A 16,292-nucleotide genomic window follows, 5' to 3' on the forward strand; every position below is an offset into this window, starting at 1 on the left:
AGATGAAGTTCAACCTAAAAACTGGGGAGGTGGGGAATCAAGTGTATAAAATGGATTTTGATAAGGTGAAAAAATAAACCCTAGTGTTGTAACAGAAGCCTTTGAATTGACCCCTTGAAATTCATGCGAAACTGTTTGAATATAGTCTTTTACAAAACTTTTGAATGATTTTGAATTAGACTGTTCTGAATCAAAATCGCCGTCTGTAACTGCAGAAATCCATTTTTGAACAGTGGATTCTAGTGATTTTCTAGCAGTATCTGGCACATAAATAATTTCCAAGGAATCATTTTGGTACCGCTGCTTAATAGCTCTATAAAATTTCCCGTCTTTTTCGAAGCGCGTATTTGTATTTTGAAAGTGCTCTTGATTGGACATGTAAGGTGCCGAAAGTGGAATGACCATCATTCGCTCTTCCAATCCTTCTATCTGATCTGTATAAATTTTTTCTATCCACTTGGATTCTAAATGGTATTGATGAGAATAATAAAATAGATAGTAGCCAAAATGATAACTGGCAAAGCAAACCAAAAGCAATATGGATACTACTGATCTCAAATGGATAAATTTTCAGAAATTACTTATAAAATTCTGACATTATCAAAGGATGTATATATAATATTCTGAAAATCCTTAATTACACCATTTACTATATTTTTTTGAATGACTGGACACTTCTACTTCGCTCAGAGCAGTCTATTGAAGACAGAAGACCCAGCCACGGTTGGCAGGCGAAGCTCCAGGATTCTAATCCTCTGAGCTGACAATAAGCGGTATTTCCCTTTAACGTTAGAAAAGCCTTTTATGCACGAAAAAGAAATAGCAAAAGAGATAAGATCAAAAAAGGTATTCCGTAGATCTTTAAAACCTTCAGCCTATTGAACCTATCTAAAAACCACAAAACGATAACTGGCCTAATCAAACCCAAAATCAATCCCAGTAGGGCTAATGCCCAAAGCATAATGATCAAAAAGAGTATAGCTTCTAACATCCTTCGAAAATAAAAGGGGCTGTCCCAAAAAATCGCTCAAATGTCAGCCTGAGTGGAGTCGAAGGCCATTTTTTTCGATATGGCTCATATTTCGACTTCCCTCAATGTGACAAAATCACTTTTGAGACAGCCCCTTACCTTATAAGTAATTACTTATTTTTTTCTTTTGATTTCTCTCATCTCATAACCTTCGATGGTATCATCCACTTCGATATTATTGAAGTTTTTGATGGAAATACCGCATTCGTAACCGGCTTTCACCTCAGCTACATCGTCTTTGAATCGCTTCAACTGATCGATTTCACCTTCATGAATTACAATACCGTCACGGATCACGCGGATCTTATTTTTTCTAGTGATGTACCCATCCGTTACATAAGAACCTGCAACCGTTCCAACTTTAGAGATTTTGAAGACTTCTCTCACTTGGATATTACCGGTGATCACTTCTTCAAACTCAGGCTCAAGCATACCTTCGATCGCATCCTTGATCTGGTTGATCGCATCGTAGATGATGGAGTAATGACGGATTTCGATTTCCTCCTGCTCTGCTAATTTTTTAGCATTGGAAGAAGGTCTTACTTGGAAACCGATAATAATCGCATCTGAAGCAGAAGCCAATAAGACATCGGATTCGGAAATTTGTCCTACACCTTTATGTATGATGGAAACTTTAACCTCCTCTTTGGATAGTTTCAGCAAGGAATCCGAAAGTGCTTCTACCGAACCATCCACGTCACCTTTGATGATGATATTCAATTCTTTGAAAGAACCGATTGCCAAACGACGTCCAATTTCATCCAAAGTAATGTGCTTTTTGGTTCGTAAGCTTTGCTCTCTTTGTATCTGTTCTCTTGAGTTGGCAATTTCACGGGCTTCTCTCTCAGAATCGTATACTTTCACTGTATCACCAGCTTGAGGAGCCCCACTTAGACCCAACACCTGTACAGGAGTAGATGGTCCAGCTTCTTTCATCTTCTTACCCTTGTGGTCAAACATGGCCTTCACACGACCATAATGTTGACCAGCAAGCATTACGTCTCCAACTTTAAGAGTACCCGCCTGAATCATCATGGTAGCTACATAACCTCGACCTTTATCTAAGGATGCTTCGATTACTGTACCAACAGCATTTTTATCAGGGTTGGCTTTCAGTTCAAGAATTTCAGCCTCTAGTAGAACTTTCTCAAGGAGTTCGTCTACACCTTGACCTGTTTTGGCAGAGATGTCTTGGGATTGGTATTTACCACCCCATTCTTCTACCAATAGATTCATATTGGCAAGTTCTTCCTTGATTTTATTTGGATTCGCATTAGGCTTATCCACTTTGTTGATTGCAAAAATCATCGGAACACCAGCCACCTGTGCGTGGTTGATAGCTTCTTTGGTCTGAGGCATGATGCTGTCATCAGCTGCAATTACAATAATGGCAACGTCTGTGATTTTAGCACCTCTAGCTCTCATCGCAGTAAATGCTTCGTGACCTGGAGTATCCAAGAAGGCAATTTTATGCCCTGTTTTGGTCATTACATCGTATGCACCAATGTGCTGTGTAATTCCTCCCGCTTCATCCGCAGTTACTTTTGACATTCGGATATAATCCAACAAGGATGTTTTACCGTGGTCAACGTGACCCATGATAGTGACGATCGGAGCTCTTTCCTCCAAATCCTCCTCAGAATCTTCCTCCTCTACTTCGATTTCATCTTCAATAGACTTGGTAAACTCTACATCGTACCCGAACTCATCGGCAATAATAGTAATCGCCTCAGCATCCAATCGCTGGTTAATAGAAACGAACATCCCCAAAGACATACAGGCGGAAATAATCTGGTTCACAGATAAATCCATCAATGCAGCCAGGTCATTAGCTGAAATAAATTCAGTAACCTTTAGGATTTTGGTTTCTTCGTTATCTACATCAACCTCACGTTCACGCTCGGCTTTTTTATCTCTTCGGCTCTTCTTACCTCCGGATTTATTTCCCTGAAGTCTAGCAAGAGTCTGTTTGATTTGATCTTGGATTTCCTTTTGGGTAGGTTCAGCCTTTTGGGTTCTACCCTGCTGTCCTCCTTTTTGTCCTCCCTTTTGACCTTGGTTTCTATTTCCTTGGTTATTCCCCTGATTTCTATTTCCGCCACTCTTATCTATGCGTTTTCTTGGACGCTTCTTATCTCTGGCTCTTTCATCAGAAGAGGCTACAGGACCTCCTTTTTTCTTAGATTTCTCAACCGGCAATTCAATTTTGCCTAAAACAGTCAATCCTTTCAAGGAGTCTGCCTTTGCGGAAATCACTTCGCTAGGAGCTGGCTTTTGTACCTCTTTTTGCTCTTTTCTCTCAACTTTAGGCTGAGGAGGAGTTTCTTTCGGCTTTTGTTGATGTTGCGGTTTTTGAGCTGGTTTTGCTTCTGTCTTCGGCGCTTGAGGCTCTTTTCTGGCCTCAGGTTTTGGTGATGCTTTTACTTCAGGAGCCTTCGCAGGTGCCGCAGGTTTAGGAGCCGGATTCGGCTTCTTATTCAAATCAATTTTTCCTAGAACTTTGATACCCTCGAGCTTTGGAGCTTCAGGAGCAACTTTTTCAGGTTCTGGACTTGGAGCCGGAGCAGGTTTTGGCTCTTCTTTCTTCGCCTCAGGTGCAGGCGCAGGTTTTGGCGCAGGTTCCGGAGTTGGTTCCGGAGCTGGCTCTGGCTTGGTTTCAGTCTCAAGGGAGACTGTTTCATGCCTCTTCCCTATCGAGAGGTGGGAAGCCTCTTCCTTTTCAAGTGCTGAGGACTTGAATTCCTTGGTCAACATATCTACCTGCTCCATGTTGATTTTAGAATTCGGATTGTCCTGCACATCAAAGCCTTTTTTGGCCAGTGTCTCGACGATGGTTGCCGTACCCACGTTGAGTTTTCTGGCTATTTGGCCTAATCGCATCATTTTTTCTTCTGACATAAGCAAAAACCTCTTTCGAAATCTTATTTAAAATTGGGTAATTATTCGGGTATTTAACCCATTACTGTTCAAATTCTTGTCGGAGAATTCTGAATATTTCGTCGATTGTTTCTTCCTCCAGTTCAGTTCTTCTCAACAAATCTTCTTTGTTCAGAGCCAAAACACTCTTGGCTGTATCTAAACCGGTTTTCTTCAACTCATCGATGATCCAAGCCTCGATTTCATCATCGAATTCTGCTAGGTCTACATCTTCCTCCTCATTTTCGTTCAATTCACGGAACACATCAATTTCGTAACCAACCAAACGGCTGGCCAACTTGATGTTATATCCTCCTTTACCAATTGCCAAAGACACTTGGTCTGGCTTCAAGAAAACAGAAATTCTCTTAGTCTCTTCATTGACAGTCAATGAGGAAACTTTGGCTGGACTCAATGCTCTAGATACATACAAGTCCAAGTTGTCTGTGAAATTGATCACATCGATATTTTCGTTCTGAAGCTCACGCACAACTGCATGGATTCTGGAACCTTTCATACCAACACATGCTCCAACTGGGTCAATTCTATCATCATAGGATTCAACCGCAACTTTCGCTCTTTCTCCTGGTTCTCTCACGATTTTTACGATGGTGATCAAGCCATCATAGACTTCAGGAACTTCGTTCTCAAAAAGTCTTTCCAAAAAAACCGGAGATGTTCTGGAAAGGATAATTTTTGGATTTCCGTTCATCATATCCACTTTGTGGACAATTGCCTTCACGGTATCACCTTTTCTAAATCTATCCTTCGGGATTTGTTCTCCTTTAGGTAATATCAATTCATTTCCTTCACCGTCCATCAAAAGGACTTCTCGACCTAGGATTTGGTATACTTCAGCAGAAACGATTTCTCCAACCTGCTCTTCGTATTTATTGAAAAGGATATCTTTCTCCAAATCTTTGATTCTTTGGATTAGAGTCTGACGAGCCATCTGTACTGCTCTTCTTCCAAACTCTTCCAATTCAATTTTTTCATATACCTCTTCACCGATCTCAAAATCAGGTTCAATCTTGCGGGCATCTGTTAAGCTGATTTTATCAAAATCCCAGATATCCTCAGAGTTATCGTCAACTATTTCCCTAATACGGAAAATCTCCAAGTCTCCCTTGTCCGCATTGATTGTCACATCGAAGTTCTCATCAGTTTCGAACTTCTTGCGAATCATGGCTCTGAAAACATCTTCCAGAATACGGATCATGGTTGGTCGATCCACATTTTTAGATCTCGCAAATTCAGCGAAGGATTCTATTAAGACTTTGGCATCCATTTTATTTATTTAAAAGATACTTGTACAACTGATTTTTTTATGTCTTCATAGGAGAGGCTCACTTCCTCTTCCTGGGCTTTTTTTCCTTTTTCTTTTTTGCTCACCAACATGGTGATGTTGACATCGTCAGCTTCTTTGAGTTTCCCTTTTACTTCCTGTCCTGACACCAATAATACTTTCAATGTTCTACCGACATTTTTTATATATTGCCTCTTGCCGGTCAAGGGGAAATCCACTCCAGGTGAAGAAACTTCTATTCTATATGCATCCTCTATCAAATTCTGCGATTCAATTTCATCCGAAACCGCCCGGCTCACCTTGGCACAAGTCTCAATAGTTACCCCCTGATCTGCATCAATGAGGATATTGAGGGTACTTTGATTCCCCTTCTGCCCCAAACTTAAGTCCACAAGAAAGTGGCTTTCATCTGGAAGATGCTTCTCAACGATTTGTGCTAATGTTCCTTTTAAATCCGACATAGTATGCATAATGAAAGAGGGGACATGGTGTCCCCTCCAGAAACTTTCGAATACGGCACAAAGGTAAAATAATTTTATTCGAAAAACAATTAGCACTAAAAATCAAGCGAATGAATTAAATGTAATGGAGTCTTTTCCAAAAAGGATTGATTGCTAAAAGATTAATTAACTTGCCTTAAAGAGATTTCTTTAAATTTAAATTCAAAAAATATCGGGAATCACTGCATTTTATGGGATGAACATAATAATTTTGCCGACCCTCGTTTAATATGCATCGATTCATGTTATATTAAACCATAAACCTCAATTTCAAAAAGCCAATCATACAAAATGGGATTATTTGATTTTTTCTCAAGCGATATAGCCATTGACCTAGGTACTGCCAATACCCTGATCATACACAAGGACAAAATCGTGGTCGACGAACCGTCTATTATCGCAATCGACAAAACCAACAACCGTGTACTCGCTGTTGGTCGCGAAGCCATGAACATGCATGAGAAAACCCATGAAAATATTAAGACAATCCGTCCATTAAAAGACGGAGTAATTGCTGATTTCTACGCTGCAGAGCAGATGATACGAGGCTTGATCAAAATGATTCCAGGCCAGAAAAAGGGAATGTTTCCGCAGTCTCACCGCATGGTGATCTGTATTCCTTCCGGAATTACTGAAGTTGAAAAAAGAGCCGTTCGTGACTCAGCCGAGCATGCCGGTGCAAAGGAAGTCTATATGATTTTTGAGCCGATTGCAGCTGCAATTGGTATTGGTATTGATATCGAAAAGCCTATGGGCTCCATGATTGTAGATATTGGAGGTGGAACTACAGAAATCGCTTTGATTGCTTTATCGGGAATTGTAGCTGATCAATCTATTCGAGTGGCGGGTGATACTTTCACCAAAGACATCTTGGATTACATGAGACGCCAGCACAATTTATTGATCGGTGAGAGATCTGCTGAAAAAGTAAAAATTGCCATCGGGTCTGCATTGACCGAGTTGGATGATGCTCCAGAGGATTACGAAATCAGAGGTAGAGACTTGATGACCGGAATTCCGAAAGTGATAAAGGTATCCTACTCAGAGATTGCTTTTGCTTTGGATAAATCTGTTTCAAAAATCGAAGAGGCCGTTCTCAAAGCTTTGGAAATTGCACCACCAGAACTATCCGCTGATATCTATGACAACGGTATTCACTTGACCGGTGGTGGAGCACTTTTAAAAGGTTTGGATAAGCGATTACATCAGAAAACCAAACTTCCAATTCACATTGCCGAAGATCCACTTAGAGCTGTCGTAAGAGGAACAGGCACTGCATTGAAAAATGTACAGAATTTCAGAACCGTATTGATGACCTAAACCCTGAATGCTACGCATCCTCCAATTCCTTTATAGTCTCAGGTCTTTTCTTCTTTTTGTTTTGCTAGAAGTAGTGGCAGTCTGGATGATTGTCTCTAATAATTCCCCCCAGGGCGCAGCTTTCTTTAATTCTTCAACAGCTCTGACAGGTTCAGTCTTAAAAACCCAATCCGATGTTGTAGATTTTTTTACTTTGGCTGAAGCAAATAAGGAACTGACAGAACAGAATGCTGCCTTGCTTGAAAAGCTGACTCGGATTAATCCTCCTGTGGACAGCGTTACCTTTGAACTTGACTCCGCCTTTGAAGCAAGCTTTAAGTTTAAAAGTGCTCGAGTAATTAGTCAAACCCTCCGTTTTGCCCAAAATCACATCACCATTAATAAAGGTGAAAAGGATGGCATCAAGCCCGGAATGGGAATCTTCAATCAGGATGGTGTCGTAGGAAGAGTCAAAACTGTTTCTAAAAACTATTCCGTGGGGATTTCCTTATTGAATACCGGCTTATTGATATCCTCCAAAATCAAGTCTAATGACGTTTTTGGTTCGGTGAATTGGGACGGCAAAAATCCGGACGAGGCAAAATTGCTCTATGTACCTAGACACGTAAAGGCAAGTGTAGGAGATACAATTATTACTTCTGGTTTCAATTCCATCTTTCCTAGCGGGATACAAATTGGAACCATCAAAGAGATTAACCCTGGAAAAGAGCAAAACTATCTGGATATCTTGATTGCACTGAGTGCTGACTTTAGCAGAATCAATTATGTGTATCTGGTAGAAAATACTCAGATTGGGGAATTAGACTCCTTATATCAACAAGCAGAAATCCGCAATGAATATTAGAACCTTCATTTCCTTTTTCCTGATGGGACTGATATTAGTCGCAGTACAGATTTTCCTTCTTAAAAATCTGGCACTCTTTGGGGTAGCTCTTTGCTTTCTCTATTTATTAGTCATCTTTTCCCTTCCGGTTTCTATTGGTCATATTTCATTAATTCTCTTAAGTTTTGGAATTGGATTGTTTATTGATGTGTTCTATGATACAATGGGTATACATGCAGCTTCAGCTACATTCATAGGATTTATTAGGCCGTATTGGCTGAAAGTTATCAGTCCTACGGGAGGTTATGATGACAATAATGAACCTACCCTGAAAGAAATGGGTATGGGATGGTATTTTACCTACGCGGCACCTATGATTTTTTTCTTTTCATTGATCTTTTTCTCAATCGATCAATGGGGTACAGGAGGATTTTTTGGAGTATTGAACAAAAGCTTCTTTTCCTCGACTTTAACTTTCCTTTTGGCTATACTTGTACAGTTGCTTTTCTTTAAAAAAAGAAGGGGTATTTAATGAACGATCAGAGACCTGTAGTTATTCTAATCTTCATTTTCCTGGTTGGCGCAGTTTTATTGACAAAACTGTTTATGATTCAGGTGGTGGATGACAGCTTTATGAAAAAGGCTGAACGGAATGCTATTCAGCGTGTGGTAGACCATCCCTATAGAGGCTTAATTTATGATCGTAATGGGAAATTATTGGTTTACAATAATCCTATTTTCGACTTGATGGTTGTCCCGAAAGAATTTCAAGTCAAAGATACGACCCGGTTTCTGGAGCTATTTGGCATTACCAAAGAGCATTTGATAGAATCCTATAATGCAGCTAAAAAATATTCATGGGTGAAACCCTCACCTATGATTAAGCAAATTTCTACCACAGATTTTGCAAAGATTCAAGACTTTTTGATTGACTATCCAGGCTTGTTTATAATGACCCGCTCGGTGAGATCTTATCCAGAGCCCATTGCCGCACATGCCTTGGGATATATTGGGGAAATCAGTGCCGGGCAACTCGAGCGTGATACCTTAAAATATTACTCTCAAGGAGATTATGTGGGCCTAAGTGGAATTGAGCGCTATTATGAAAAAGAGCTCCGTGGAGTCAAGGGGGTCAAATACAAAATGGTCAATGTGCGGGGGATCGATAAAGGACCTTTCAAAGATGGTGAATACGATACCGCTTCTGTAGCAGGAATCAACCTGACTTCAACAATTGATCGGGAGCTTCAAATGTATGGGGAAATGCTCATGCAGGGCAAAACAGGCTCTGTGGTTGCGATCGAACCAAAAACAGGAGAGATCCTGGCTATGATCTCAGCGCCTTTTTATGACCCCAATCAATTGACTGGATCAGATTTTGGAAAAACCTATACTAGACTCAACAGACTAGAGACAAAGCCTCTTTTCAATCGCCCCATCATGGCAATGTATCCTCCGGGCTCTATTTTCAAAATCGTGCAAAGTTTAATCGGATTGCAGGATGGAATTCTAGTTCCTGAAACAACCTTTGCCTGCAATAGATCTCTCGTTGCTTGTCACAATCACCCATCGCCTGTGAATTTATTCGGAGCGATTCGAAACTCCTGTAATCCTTATTATCACCAGGCATTCCGGAAAATCATCAATAGAGAGATTTCCAGCAACACCTTCAAAGACACCGAAATCGGCTTGAATGATTGGAGAGAAAAGGTAATGAAATTTGGACTAGGCTCGCCTCTAGGAGTAGATATGGTTGGTGAGAAAGGTGGAGATGTACCTTCCAGCAAACTTTACAATAGAGTCTATGGAGAAGGAAGGTGGAAATACTCTACCATTTATTCTTTATCTATTGGACAGGGGGAATTACAGGTAACTCCTTTACAGATGGCCAATTTGGCAGCGATTTTTGCAAACAAAGGATACTATTACACCCCTCACTTGATCAAAGCAGTAGACGGAGATCCATCTAAGATACCTGCCCAATATAGATACAAAAATGAAGTGGGGGTTGATGCCAGACATTTTGATCTGATTCAAAATGCAATGGCAGAGGCGCTTTATGGAACAGCCAATAGAGCTGTGATCAAAGATTTGGTCATTGCCGGAAAAACAGGAACTGCTCAAAATCCACATGGTGAGGACCACTCAGTTTTCGTGGCTTTTGCACCCAAGGATGATCCTAAAATTGCCATCGCGGTATATGTGGAAAATGCTGGCTGGGGGGGTAGAGCGGCCGCGAGTACTGCTTCCTTGATGATAGAAAAATATATCAAAGGAGAAATTACCAGGCCTGCGCTGCAGGAATATGTCTTGGCAGGAAATTTTATTTATTAAATGAGAGAGTCTGATATCCATATCAACCGAGTCGATTGGGTGACCGTATTACTATACTTTGCTTTAGTAATGATCGGTTGGTTCAATATCTATGCAGCGGTGTATGATGGACAGGCTGAGAAAAGCATTTTTGATTTCTCGATTAACTCCGGGATGCAGTTGGTTTGGATTTTCACTGCAATCGCCCTGATTACAGTAATCATGGTCGCAGACCATAGGTTATTTGAAAACCTATCCATCATCATTTACCTCATATTCATAGGGATTCTGTTAGTCACTCCATTTTTTGGGAAAGAAGTGAATGGCCAAACTCTGTCCATAGGGTTTGGATCATTTAGAATTCAACCCGGGGAATTTGCAAAATTTGCTACTGCGCTCGCTCTGGCAAAAATCATGGAGCGCCCCACTTTTGATCTCTCTAAAACTAAAAATCAGCTAGTAGCATTCGGAGTGCTTATGCTACCTGTACTTTTAATCCTTTTACAACCGGATACAGGTACTGCGATGGTTTACTTTTCCTTTCTAATCATGTTTTATAGAGAGGGACTTCCACAGCGATACTATATTTTAGGCTTGGCATTTATTGCTTTGAGTTTACTTTCTCTGGGAATAAAAGAGAACATTTATATCGTCTTCGGAATTACCGCCCTCGTAATCTTTTTGATTTTATTGGGCAAAAAATCCTGGCAGAGAATTGTCGCTTTTTCCTTAATTGGCCTAGGAGCAATTGCCTATAGCTACAGTATCGACTTTGTTGTATCCAAACTTCCGGAACACCAGCAAAACCGGATAATGGTTCTGTTCAATCCTGATTTGGATCCTCTGGGTGTAGGTTGGAATGTGACTCAGTCAAAAATTGCCATTGGATCCGGAGGGCTTTGGGGAAAAGGTTATTTGCAGGGCACGCAAACCAAATTTGACTTCGTTCCAGAACAACATACTGATTTTATCTTCTGTACTTTGGGAGAAGAATTTGGATGGATTGGAAGCTTAGTAGTGATTTTACTCTTTCTCGCCCTACTCTACCGTTTGGTAGTCATGGCTGAGCGCCAAAAAACAAGATTCTCCAGAATCTATGGGTACTCAGTGATTTCTATCCTGCTATTTCACTTTATGATCAATATAGCTATGACCATTGGGCTTTTCCCGGTAGTTGGAATTCCATTGCCTTTCTTTAGCTATGGAGGTTCTTCTCTTTGGTCTTTTACGGTATTGCTATTTATTTTTATCAAGCTTGATTCTTCCAGAGCTCAGCAGCTTGGAAGAATCAATTGATAAGTTTTAATCCAGAAATCTTCTGTAAACGAGTTGCAGAAACTCCTGAACCTCTTCACTGGAGCCTTCCCAACCCAATTCATTGACATAACGCTGATTGATCAATTCAATGGCCTGATCAAAAGAATTGCAGTTATCGATGGATTTCAAGGCATGGTTTAATAGGTCAGCGTTTCCATCAAAGAGCTCTTTAGTAAACATAAAGCGCTGATTGATAGCTAAACCCTCAGACAATTCGCCAATAACACCCTTCATCCCTCTGTAGGTTTCTGCAGAGAATCTATGCTTGAGTTCTGATGAACTGATAGAAGAAGAAGCACTTTTTGGCGCAGGCCTTTCCATAGTAACAACCACTTTAGGCTCTTCTTTGATCTCAGTTTTGGGCTTCTCTGGGGAAGGTGAGGTTTCTTTCTCTACCTCATCAAAAAATGAATGCTCTTCTTTATTTGACAACTCTTGCTCGGGTTCTTTTCCCAAATTACCAGGTGCGTCATTTTGAATGAGATAGGCATCGAGGTCAAAAACCTTAACATCTCCCAATGTGGCAATCAATAAATTAACTGATTCCAAATTTTCAGAAATCACCTGATAATTTGCAGCAATTGCTCTTTTGTAAGCCGACTCATCATGCCCGAATCCCGCTTTGTCAATCAAAAAAGAAATTACCTGAGTATTCCATTTGTAATACTTTTTATTCTCTTTTAAATACTCATTGATTTTTCCAGATGGAGCTTTTTCTATTTCTTTTTGATAAAAAGATACAGGATCTGTGGCTACCTGAACTGACTGCATTAAAGCATACTTGACCAGTGGCTGAAGATGACCTTTTTCCACTTTGATTCTTCTGGAAAGCACATTCATAAACTGAGTCAAAGCCTCATGTACGCTGATATCTCTGTAATCAAAATAAGGATTACTCTTGAGCTTATTCAATTCTTCCTGCCAAAGCTCAAATAGCCTTTTGATCACGAAAAAGTTAACCTGAATGGAGCTGGTTAACTGAATGATATCCTGACCTGTGATAAACTGTTTGCCTGAATAATACCGCTCACAAACTATGGAGGCGTACTCTTCTGCATATTTTTCTAAATAATTGCTGTTAATTTGAACTGTCATTGAAGATAGCGTTTACAAAAGTCAACGAAGAAATGCCCAGAATAGTCATAGAAAATCTATTTAATCGTGAAATTAATTTCGAGGCAATTGATCGTAAAGTTATTGAATTAATTCATGAAAATAATATTGACTGGATGCATGCCTGTGGGAAAAAAGGGAGATGCACCAGTTGTAAAATGATAGTCTTGTCCGGAATGGAAAATCTAAACGATCCCAACGAACGAGAACTTTTTTATCGGAAACAAAACCGATTAAGACCCAACGAACGATTATCTTGCCAATCCATTTTAAAAAAGGGCGAGCTACATATCAAAGTAGCTGAAATCAATAAGTTTCCTCACGTAGAATATAGCGAGTAGGCATGTTCATAGAACCTTCCATAGGCAGAAAAAACAATCCTGAGAAAAAAGGTCAGATAGAAGTGATTTGTGGATCCATGTTTTCTGGAAAAACAGAAGAGCTGATCCGAAGATTAAACAGAGCAAAAATCGCCAGACAAAAAGTTGAGATTTTTAAGCCTAGCATTGACAAACGATATCATGAGGAAGACGTGGTTTCTCATAATGAGAACAGCATTCGCTCCACTCCGGTAAATTTCGCAGAAGACATATTATTACTCAGTGGCAACTGTGATGTCGTGGGGATAGACGAAGTTCAGTTTTTTGATGATCAGATTGTCACGGTTGCACAAAAATTAGCCAATCAAGGGAAAAGAGTGATTCTAGCTGGATTAGATATGGATTTTGAAGGCTTGCCCTTTGAGCCTATGCCCAAATTAATGGCAGTGGCAGAATTTGTCACAAAAGTTCATGCCATCTGCATGAAATGCGGCGACTTAGCAGCTTTTTCCCTGCGCCTTTCTGATGCGAGGCAAAAAGTGATGTTAGGCGAAAAAGACAGTTACGAGGCGAGATGCAGAAAGTGCTTTTTTGAGGATAAAAAATAAAAAGCAAAATGCTGAAGAAGACAGAGGGAGTTGTATTGAGTGCTATTCGCTACAAGGAAAGCAGCATCATTGTCAGAATCTTCAGCCGTGAATTAGGCCTTAAATCTTATATTATTAATGGGGTCAGAACTCAGGGTGCCAAATCTAAAGCAGCCTTATATCAACCCATGACCCTTTTAGATTTGGTTGTATATGAAAAAGAAGGAGCTGGTTTGCAAAGAATATCAGAAGCAAAAATAGATTATGCCTATCAGCTAATCCCGTTTGACTTCGTACGATCAGGCATTTTGATGTTTATGGCGGAGGTTTGTTCCAAAACACTCTATGAAAACTATCAAAACGAATGGCTCTTCGATTTTTTAAAAAGTAGCTTAAAACAATTGGACCAAAAGAATATTGATATCAAGCACTTCCCATTGGTATTTTTAATCCAAGAAGCCAACTATCTAGGCTTCGGTCCGGAAATAGCCTCAGAATATTTAGAAGAGAGTAGAACTCTTCCATTCAGTCCAGAAGAATTACCCTTAGTCCATGAATATTTGGAAAAGTTGATAGAGGAAGGTTTTTTATGTGACTTTAAGGTAGGAATCCAGATCAGGCGAAAATTATTAGACTATTTGCTCAATTTTTATAGTGAGCAACTCGATAATTCAAGTCCTTGGAAATCAATGGCTATCCTTAGGCAACTGATGGCTTGATCAAAAAGATCTTATTTATTTCTCCTTGTAATGCCAAAAATTTGCGTATTAAAATTGGAAGGCTTAATATTGTGCTATCACCGTGAATGAGCAAGTCAGCCCACTTTGACTTGAGTTTTTCCTGCAGACCTTTTTTGCTCAGAAAATCATCCACGATTCCATATTCGCATTTTACCACAAATTATTTATTTCATACTCTCTTTATGTACAACATAGAAGAACTCAGAATCAGGCTTTTATCTGAACTGAAGGAGATCGCTGAAGAGTTAGGTGTCAAAAACCACAAATCACTCAAAAAAGACGAATTAGTCTACGCCATTTTGGATCAACAAGCAATCACCCCAGAGCAGGCCCTCCCTAAGAAAAAGCCCTCCATCGCAGAAGCTCAAGAACCTGAAGCTTCCCAACCAGAAGAAAAAAAGTCTGGAAAGCCTGAAAGCAAAGAGGAACCTGAATTCAAGCCTAAGTTTAGAAGACAGAACGTAACAGAAATTCAGGCAGAAGAAGACTCAAAAAAGGAAGAAAAAGCTGAAAAGCCAAAACACAATCCAGAGCCAAGGCCGAAAAAGGAAGCAGAGCCTGCAAAAGCTGAAAAGAAAGAAACTCAGGATAAGGCTGTTGAGGAAAAAGAAAACAAGACTTTTCGTCCGAGAAGAAAGGTTTTTGAAGAAGTAAATGTCTCCGAAGACACGGAAACTGAGGAAAAACCGAAGGCGCAGGAGCAAAAACAGCGAGAACCAAGGCCTGAACAGGAAGTGGAACTTCCAAAAAGAAAAAACTTCAAGTCTCAGGATGAAGTAATGGCACCTGCGGCAGAAACCAGTCCTCAAGGCTCTAGAAAAAAGACCTTTGTCAATCCGCGTGAATTTGATGGAGTTATTGAAAATGAGGGGGTTTTGGAAATGATGCAGGAAGGTTATGGTTTTCTGAGATCTTTGGATTACAACTACCTCGCTTCTCCTGATGATATTTATGTATCTCCTAGTCAAGTGAAACTTTTTGGCCTTAAAACAGGCGATCATATCAAAGGATCCATCAGACCTCCTAAAGAAGGTGAAAAATATTTTGCCTTGTTGAAAATAGGCACTGTCAATGGGAAGACTACTGACGAAATCAGAGACAGAATTCCTTTTGAATATCTTACCCCATTATTCCCTGAAGAAAGATTAAATCTATCCACCAAATCTGATGGGTATTCCACCAGAATTTTGGATTTGTTTGCTCCTATTGGAAAAGGACAAAGAGGGATGATTGTAGCTCAGCCTAAAACTGGTAAGACGGTTTTATTGCAGCAGATTGCTAATGCCATCACACAAAACCATCCTGAAGTTCACTTGATGATCTTATTGATTGATGAGCGTCCTGAAGAAGTGACAGATATGGCTAGATCTGTGCGTGCGGAAGTGATTTCTTCCACATTTGATGAGACCGCAGACAGGCACGTCAAAGTATCCAATATCGTTTTGGAAAAAGCGAAAAGAATGGTGGAAGTCGGGCATGATGTTGTAATTCTATTGGATTCAATCACCAGATTAGCGAGAGCGCATAACACAGTGGTTCCAAGTTCTGGAAAGATCCTTTCCGGTGGAGTGGATGCGAATGCATTACACAAACCAAAAAGATTCTTTGGGGCTGCCCGAAACGTAGAAAATGGAGGTTCATTAACCATCATTGCGACCGCCCTTGTGGAAACAGGTTCGAAGATGGATGAAGTAATATTTGAGGAGTTCAAAGGTACTGGTAACATGGAACTGGCCTTGGATCGAAAGCTTGCGAATCGAAGAATTTATCCGGCTATTGATGTTCTTAGCTCAGGAACGAGACGAGAGGACTTATTGATGGATAGAGAAGAGATGCAAAGAGTTTGGATTTTGAGAAAACTGATGAGCGATATGACCTCTCAGGAGTCTATGGAATTCCTGCTTCAGCGAATGAAAGGTACCCGTGACAATGCTGAGTTTTTGATCAGTATGAATGGGTAAGGAAAAGAGAGAGAAGACGGAAGACGGAAGACGGTAGATGGAAGAC

General features: G+C 40.2%; 14 protein-coding genes. 9 read left to right on the plus strand and 5 right to left on the minus strand.

What is annotated here, in order from left to right; translation table 11 throughout:
* Nucleotides 1-9: 9 nt before the first annotated feature.
* From B2906_RS03935 to rimP, 4 genes are all read right to left on the minus strand, one after another.
* Nucleotides 10-558 (minus strand): hypothetical protein, encoded by a 549-nt coding sequence (locus B2906_RS03935; RefSeq protein WP_219957151.1) that lies wholly within the window; start codon nt 556-558, stop codon nt 10-12.
* Nucleotides 559-1,144: 586 nt separating this feature from the next.
* The gene (gene infB, locus B2906_RS03940) at nt 1,145-3,928 is read right to left on the minus strand and encodes a translation initiation factor IF-2 (protein ID WP_286935638.1); all 2,784 of its coding nucleotides are present in this window, start codon (nt 3,926-3,928) and stop codon (nt 1,145-1,147) included.
* A gap of 61 nt (nt 3,929-3,989) precedes the next feature.
* Nucleotides 3,990-5,234, minus strand: a complete 1,245-nt coding sequence (nusA, locus tag B2906_RS03945; RefSeq protein ID WP_219957154.1) for a transcription termination factor NusA — start codon at nt 5,232-5,234, stop codon at nt 3,990-3,992.
* A 5-nt stretch (nt 5,235-5,239) separates the two neighbouring features.
* A complete protein-coding gene (rimP, locus tag B2906_RS03950; RefSeq protein ID WP_286935639.1) occupies nt 5,240-5,713 on the minus strand; it encodes a ribosome maturation factor RimP in 474 nt (157 codons plus the stop codon).
* Between the two features lie 330 nt (nt 5,714-6,043).
* Between rimP and B2906_RS03955 the strand changes: the two genes are divergently transcribed.
* Genes B2906_RS03955 through rodA form a run of 5 tightly spaced genes read left to right on the plus strand, consistent with a single transcriptional unit; the run spans nt 6,044 to nt 11,504 of the window.
* On the plus strand, nt 6,044-7,072 hold the full coding sequence (locus B2906_RS03955; RefSeq protein ID WP_091652077.1) for a rod shape-determining protein: 1,029 nt from the start codon (nt 6,044-6,046) through the stop codon (nt 7,070-7,072).
* A 7-nt stretch (nt 7,073-7,079) separates the two neighbouring features.
* A complete protein-coding gene (gene mreC / locus B2906_RS03960) occupies nt 7,080-7,916 on the plus strand; it encodes a rod shape-determining protein MreC (protein WP_091652074.1) in 837 nt (278 codons plus the stop codon).
* A complete protein-coding gene (locus B2906_RS03965; RefSeq protein ID WP_286935640.1) occupies nt 7,906-8,427 on the plus strand; it encodes a rod shape-determining protein MreD in 522 nt (173 codons plus the stop codon). Before mreC ends, B2906_RS03965 begins: the two co-directional genes overlap by 11 nt.
* On the plus strand, nt 8,427-10,229 hold the full coding sequence (locus tag B2906_RS03970; protein WP_286935641.1) for a peptidoglycan D,D-transpeptidase FtsI family protein: 1,803 nt from the start codon (nt 8,427-8,429) through the stop codon (nt 10,227-10,229). The genes B2906_RS03965 and B2906_RS03970 overlap by 1 nt, the downstream gene beginning before the upstream one ends.
* Nucleotides 10,230-11,504: a rod shape-determining protein RodA gene (rodA, locus tag B2906_RS03975; RefSeq protein WP_286935642.1), complete on the plus strand. Its 1,275-nt coding sequence runs from the start codon at nt 10,230-10,232 to the stop codon at nt 11,502-11,504.
* Nucleotides 11,505-11,510: 6 nt separating this feature from the next.
* Here rodA and B2906_RS03980 read toward each other — a convergent pair whose 3' ends face one another.
* Nucleotides 11,511-12,620 carry a hypothetical protein gene (locus B2906_RS03980; protein WP_286935643.1) on the minus strand — a complete coding sequence of 370 codons (1,110 nt, stop codon included), beginning with the start codon at nt 12,618-12,620 and terminating at the stop codon, nt 11,511-11,513.
* Nucleotides 12,621-12,652: 32 nt separating this feature from the next.
* Here B2906_RS03980 and B2906_RS03985 point away from each other — a divergent pair, with 32 nt between their 5' ends.
* The 4 genes from B2906_RS03985 (at nt 12,653) to rho (ending at nt 16,246) form a co-directional block, all read left to right on the plus strand.
* On the plus strand, nt 12,653-12,979 hold the full coding sequence (locus B2906_RS03985; RefSeq protein ID WP_286935645.1) for a 2Fe-2S iron-sulfur cluster-binding protein: 327 nt from the start codon (nt 12,653-12,655) through the stop codon (nt 12,977-12,979).
* A gap of 2 nt (nt 12,980-12,981) precedes the next feature.
* Nucleotides 12,982-13,566, plus strand: coding sequence for a thymidine kinase (locus B2906_RS03990; protein ID WP_286935646.1), 585 nt, complete (start codon nt 12,982-12,984; stop codon nt 13,564-13,566).
* Nucleotides 13,567-13,574: 8 nt separating this feature from the next.
* Complete coding sequence (recO, locus tag B2906_RS03995; RefSeq protein WP_286935649.1) at nt 13,575-14,264, plus strand: DNA repair protein RecO; 690 nt, start codon at nt 13,575-13,577, stop codon at nt 14,262-14,264.
* A 203-nt stretch (nt 14,265-14,467) separates the two neighbouring features.
* Nucleotides 14,468-16,246 carry a transcription termination factor Rho gene (gene rho / locus B2906_RS04000; protein ID WP_286935651.1) on the plus strand — a complete coding sequence of 593 codons (1,779 nt, stop codon included), beginning with the start codon at nt 14,468-14,470 and terminating at the stop codon, nt 16,244-16,246.
* The last annotated feature ends 46 nt before the right edge of the window (nt 16,247-16,292 follow it).

It is taken from the genome of Algoriphagus sp. UBA3586, from assembly GCF_002376385.1.
GTDB classification, from domain to species: Bacteria; Bacteroidota; Bacteroidia; order Cytophagales; family Cyclobacteriaceae; genus Algoriphagus; species Algoriphagus ornithinivorans.

Coding starts and splice junctions, on each gene's coding strand:
- mreC (WP_091652074.1), top strand. CDS start 7,080: ATGCTACGCATCCTCCAATTCCTTTATAGTCTCAGGTCTTTTCTTCTT.
- nusA (WP_219957154.1), bottom strand. CDS start 5,234: ATGGATGCCAAAGTCTTAATAGAATCCTTCGCTGAATTTGCGAGATCT.
- B2906_RS03985 (WP_286935645.1), top strand. CDS start 12,653: ATGCCCAGAATAGTCATAGAAAATCTATTTAATCGTGAAATTAATTTC.
- B2906_RS03965 (WP_286935640.1), top strand. CDS start 7,906: ATGAATATTAGAACCTTCATTTCCTTTTTCCTGATGGGACTGATATTA.
- rimP (WP_286935639.1), bottom strand. CDS start 5,713: ATGTCGGATTTAAAAGGAACATTAGCACAAATCGTTGAGAAGCATCTT.
- rodA (WP_286935642.1), top strand. CDS start 10,230: ATGAGAGAGTCTGATATCCATATCAACCGAGTCGATTGGGTGACCGTA.
- B2906_RS03970 (WP_286935641.1), top strand. CDS start 8,427: ATGAACGATCAGAGACCTGTAGTTATTCTAATCTTCATTTTCCTGGTT.
- infB (WP_286935638.1), bottom strand. CDS start 3,928: ATGTCAGAAGAAAAAATGATGCGATTAGGCCAAATAGCCAGAAAACTC.
- recO (WP_286935649.1), top strand. CDS start 13,575: ATGCTGAAGAAGACAGAGGGAGTTGTATTGAGTGCTATTCGCTACAAG.
- B2906_RS03955 (WP_091652077.1), top strand. CDS start 6,044: ATGGGATTATTTGATTTTTTCTCAAGCGATATAGCCATTGACCTAGGT.
- rho (WP_286935651.1), top strand. CDS start 14,468: ATGTACAACATAGAAGAACTCAGAATCAGGCTTTTATCTGAACTGAAG.
- B2906_RS03980 (WP_286935643.1), bottom strand. CDS start 12,620: ATGACAGTTCAAATTAACAGCAATTATTTAGAAAAATATGCAGAAGAG.
- B2906_RS03990 (WP_286935646.1), top strand. CDS start 12,982: ATGTTCATAGAACCTTCCATAGGCAGAAAAAACAATCCTGAGAAAAAA.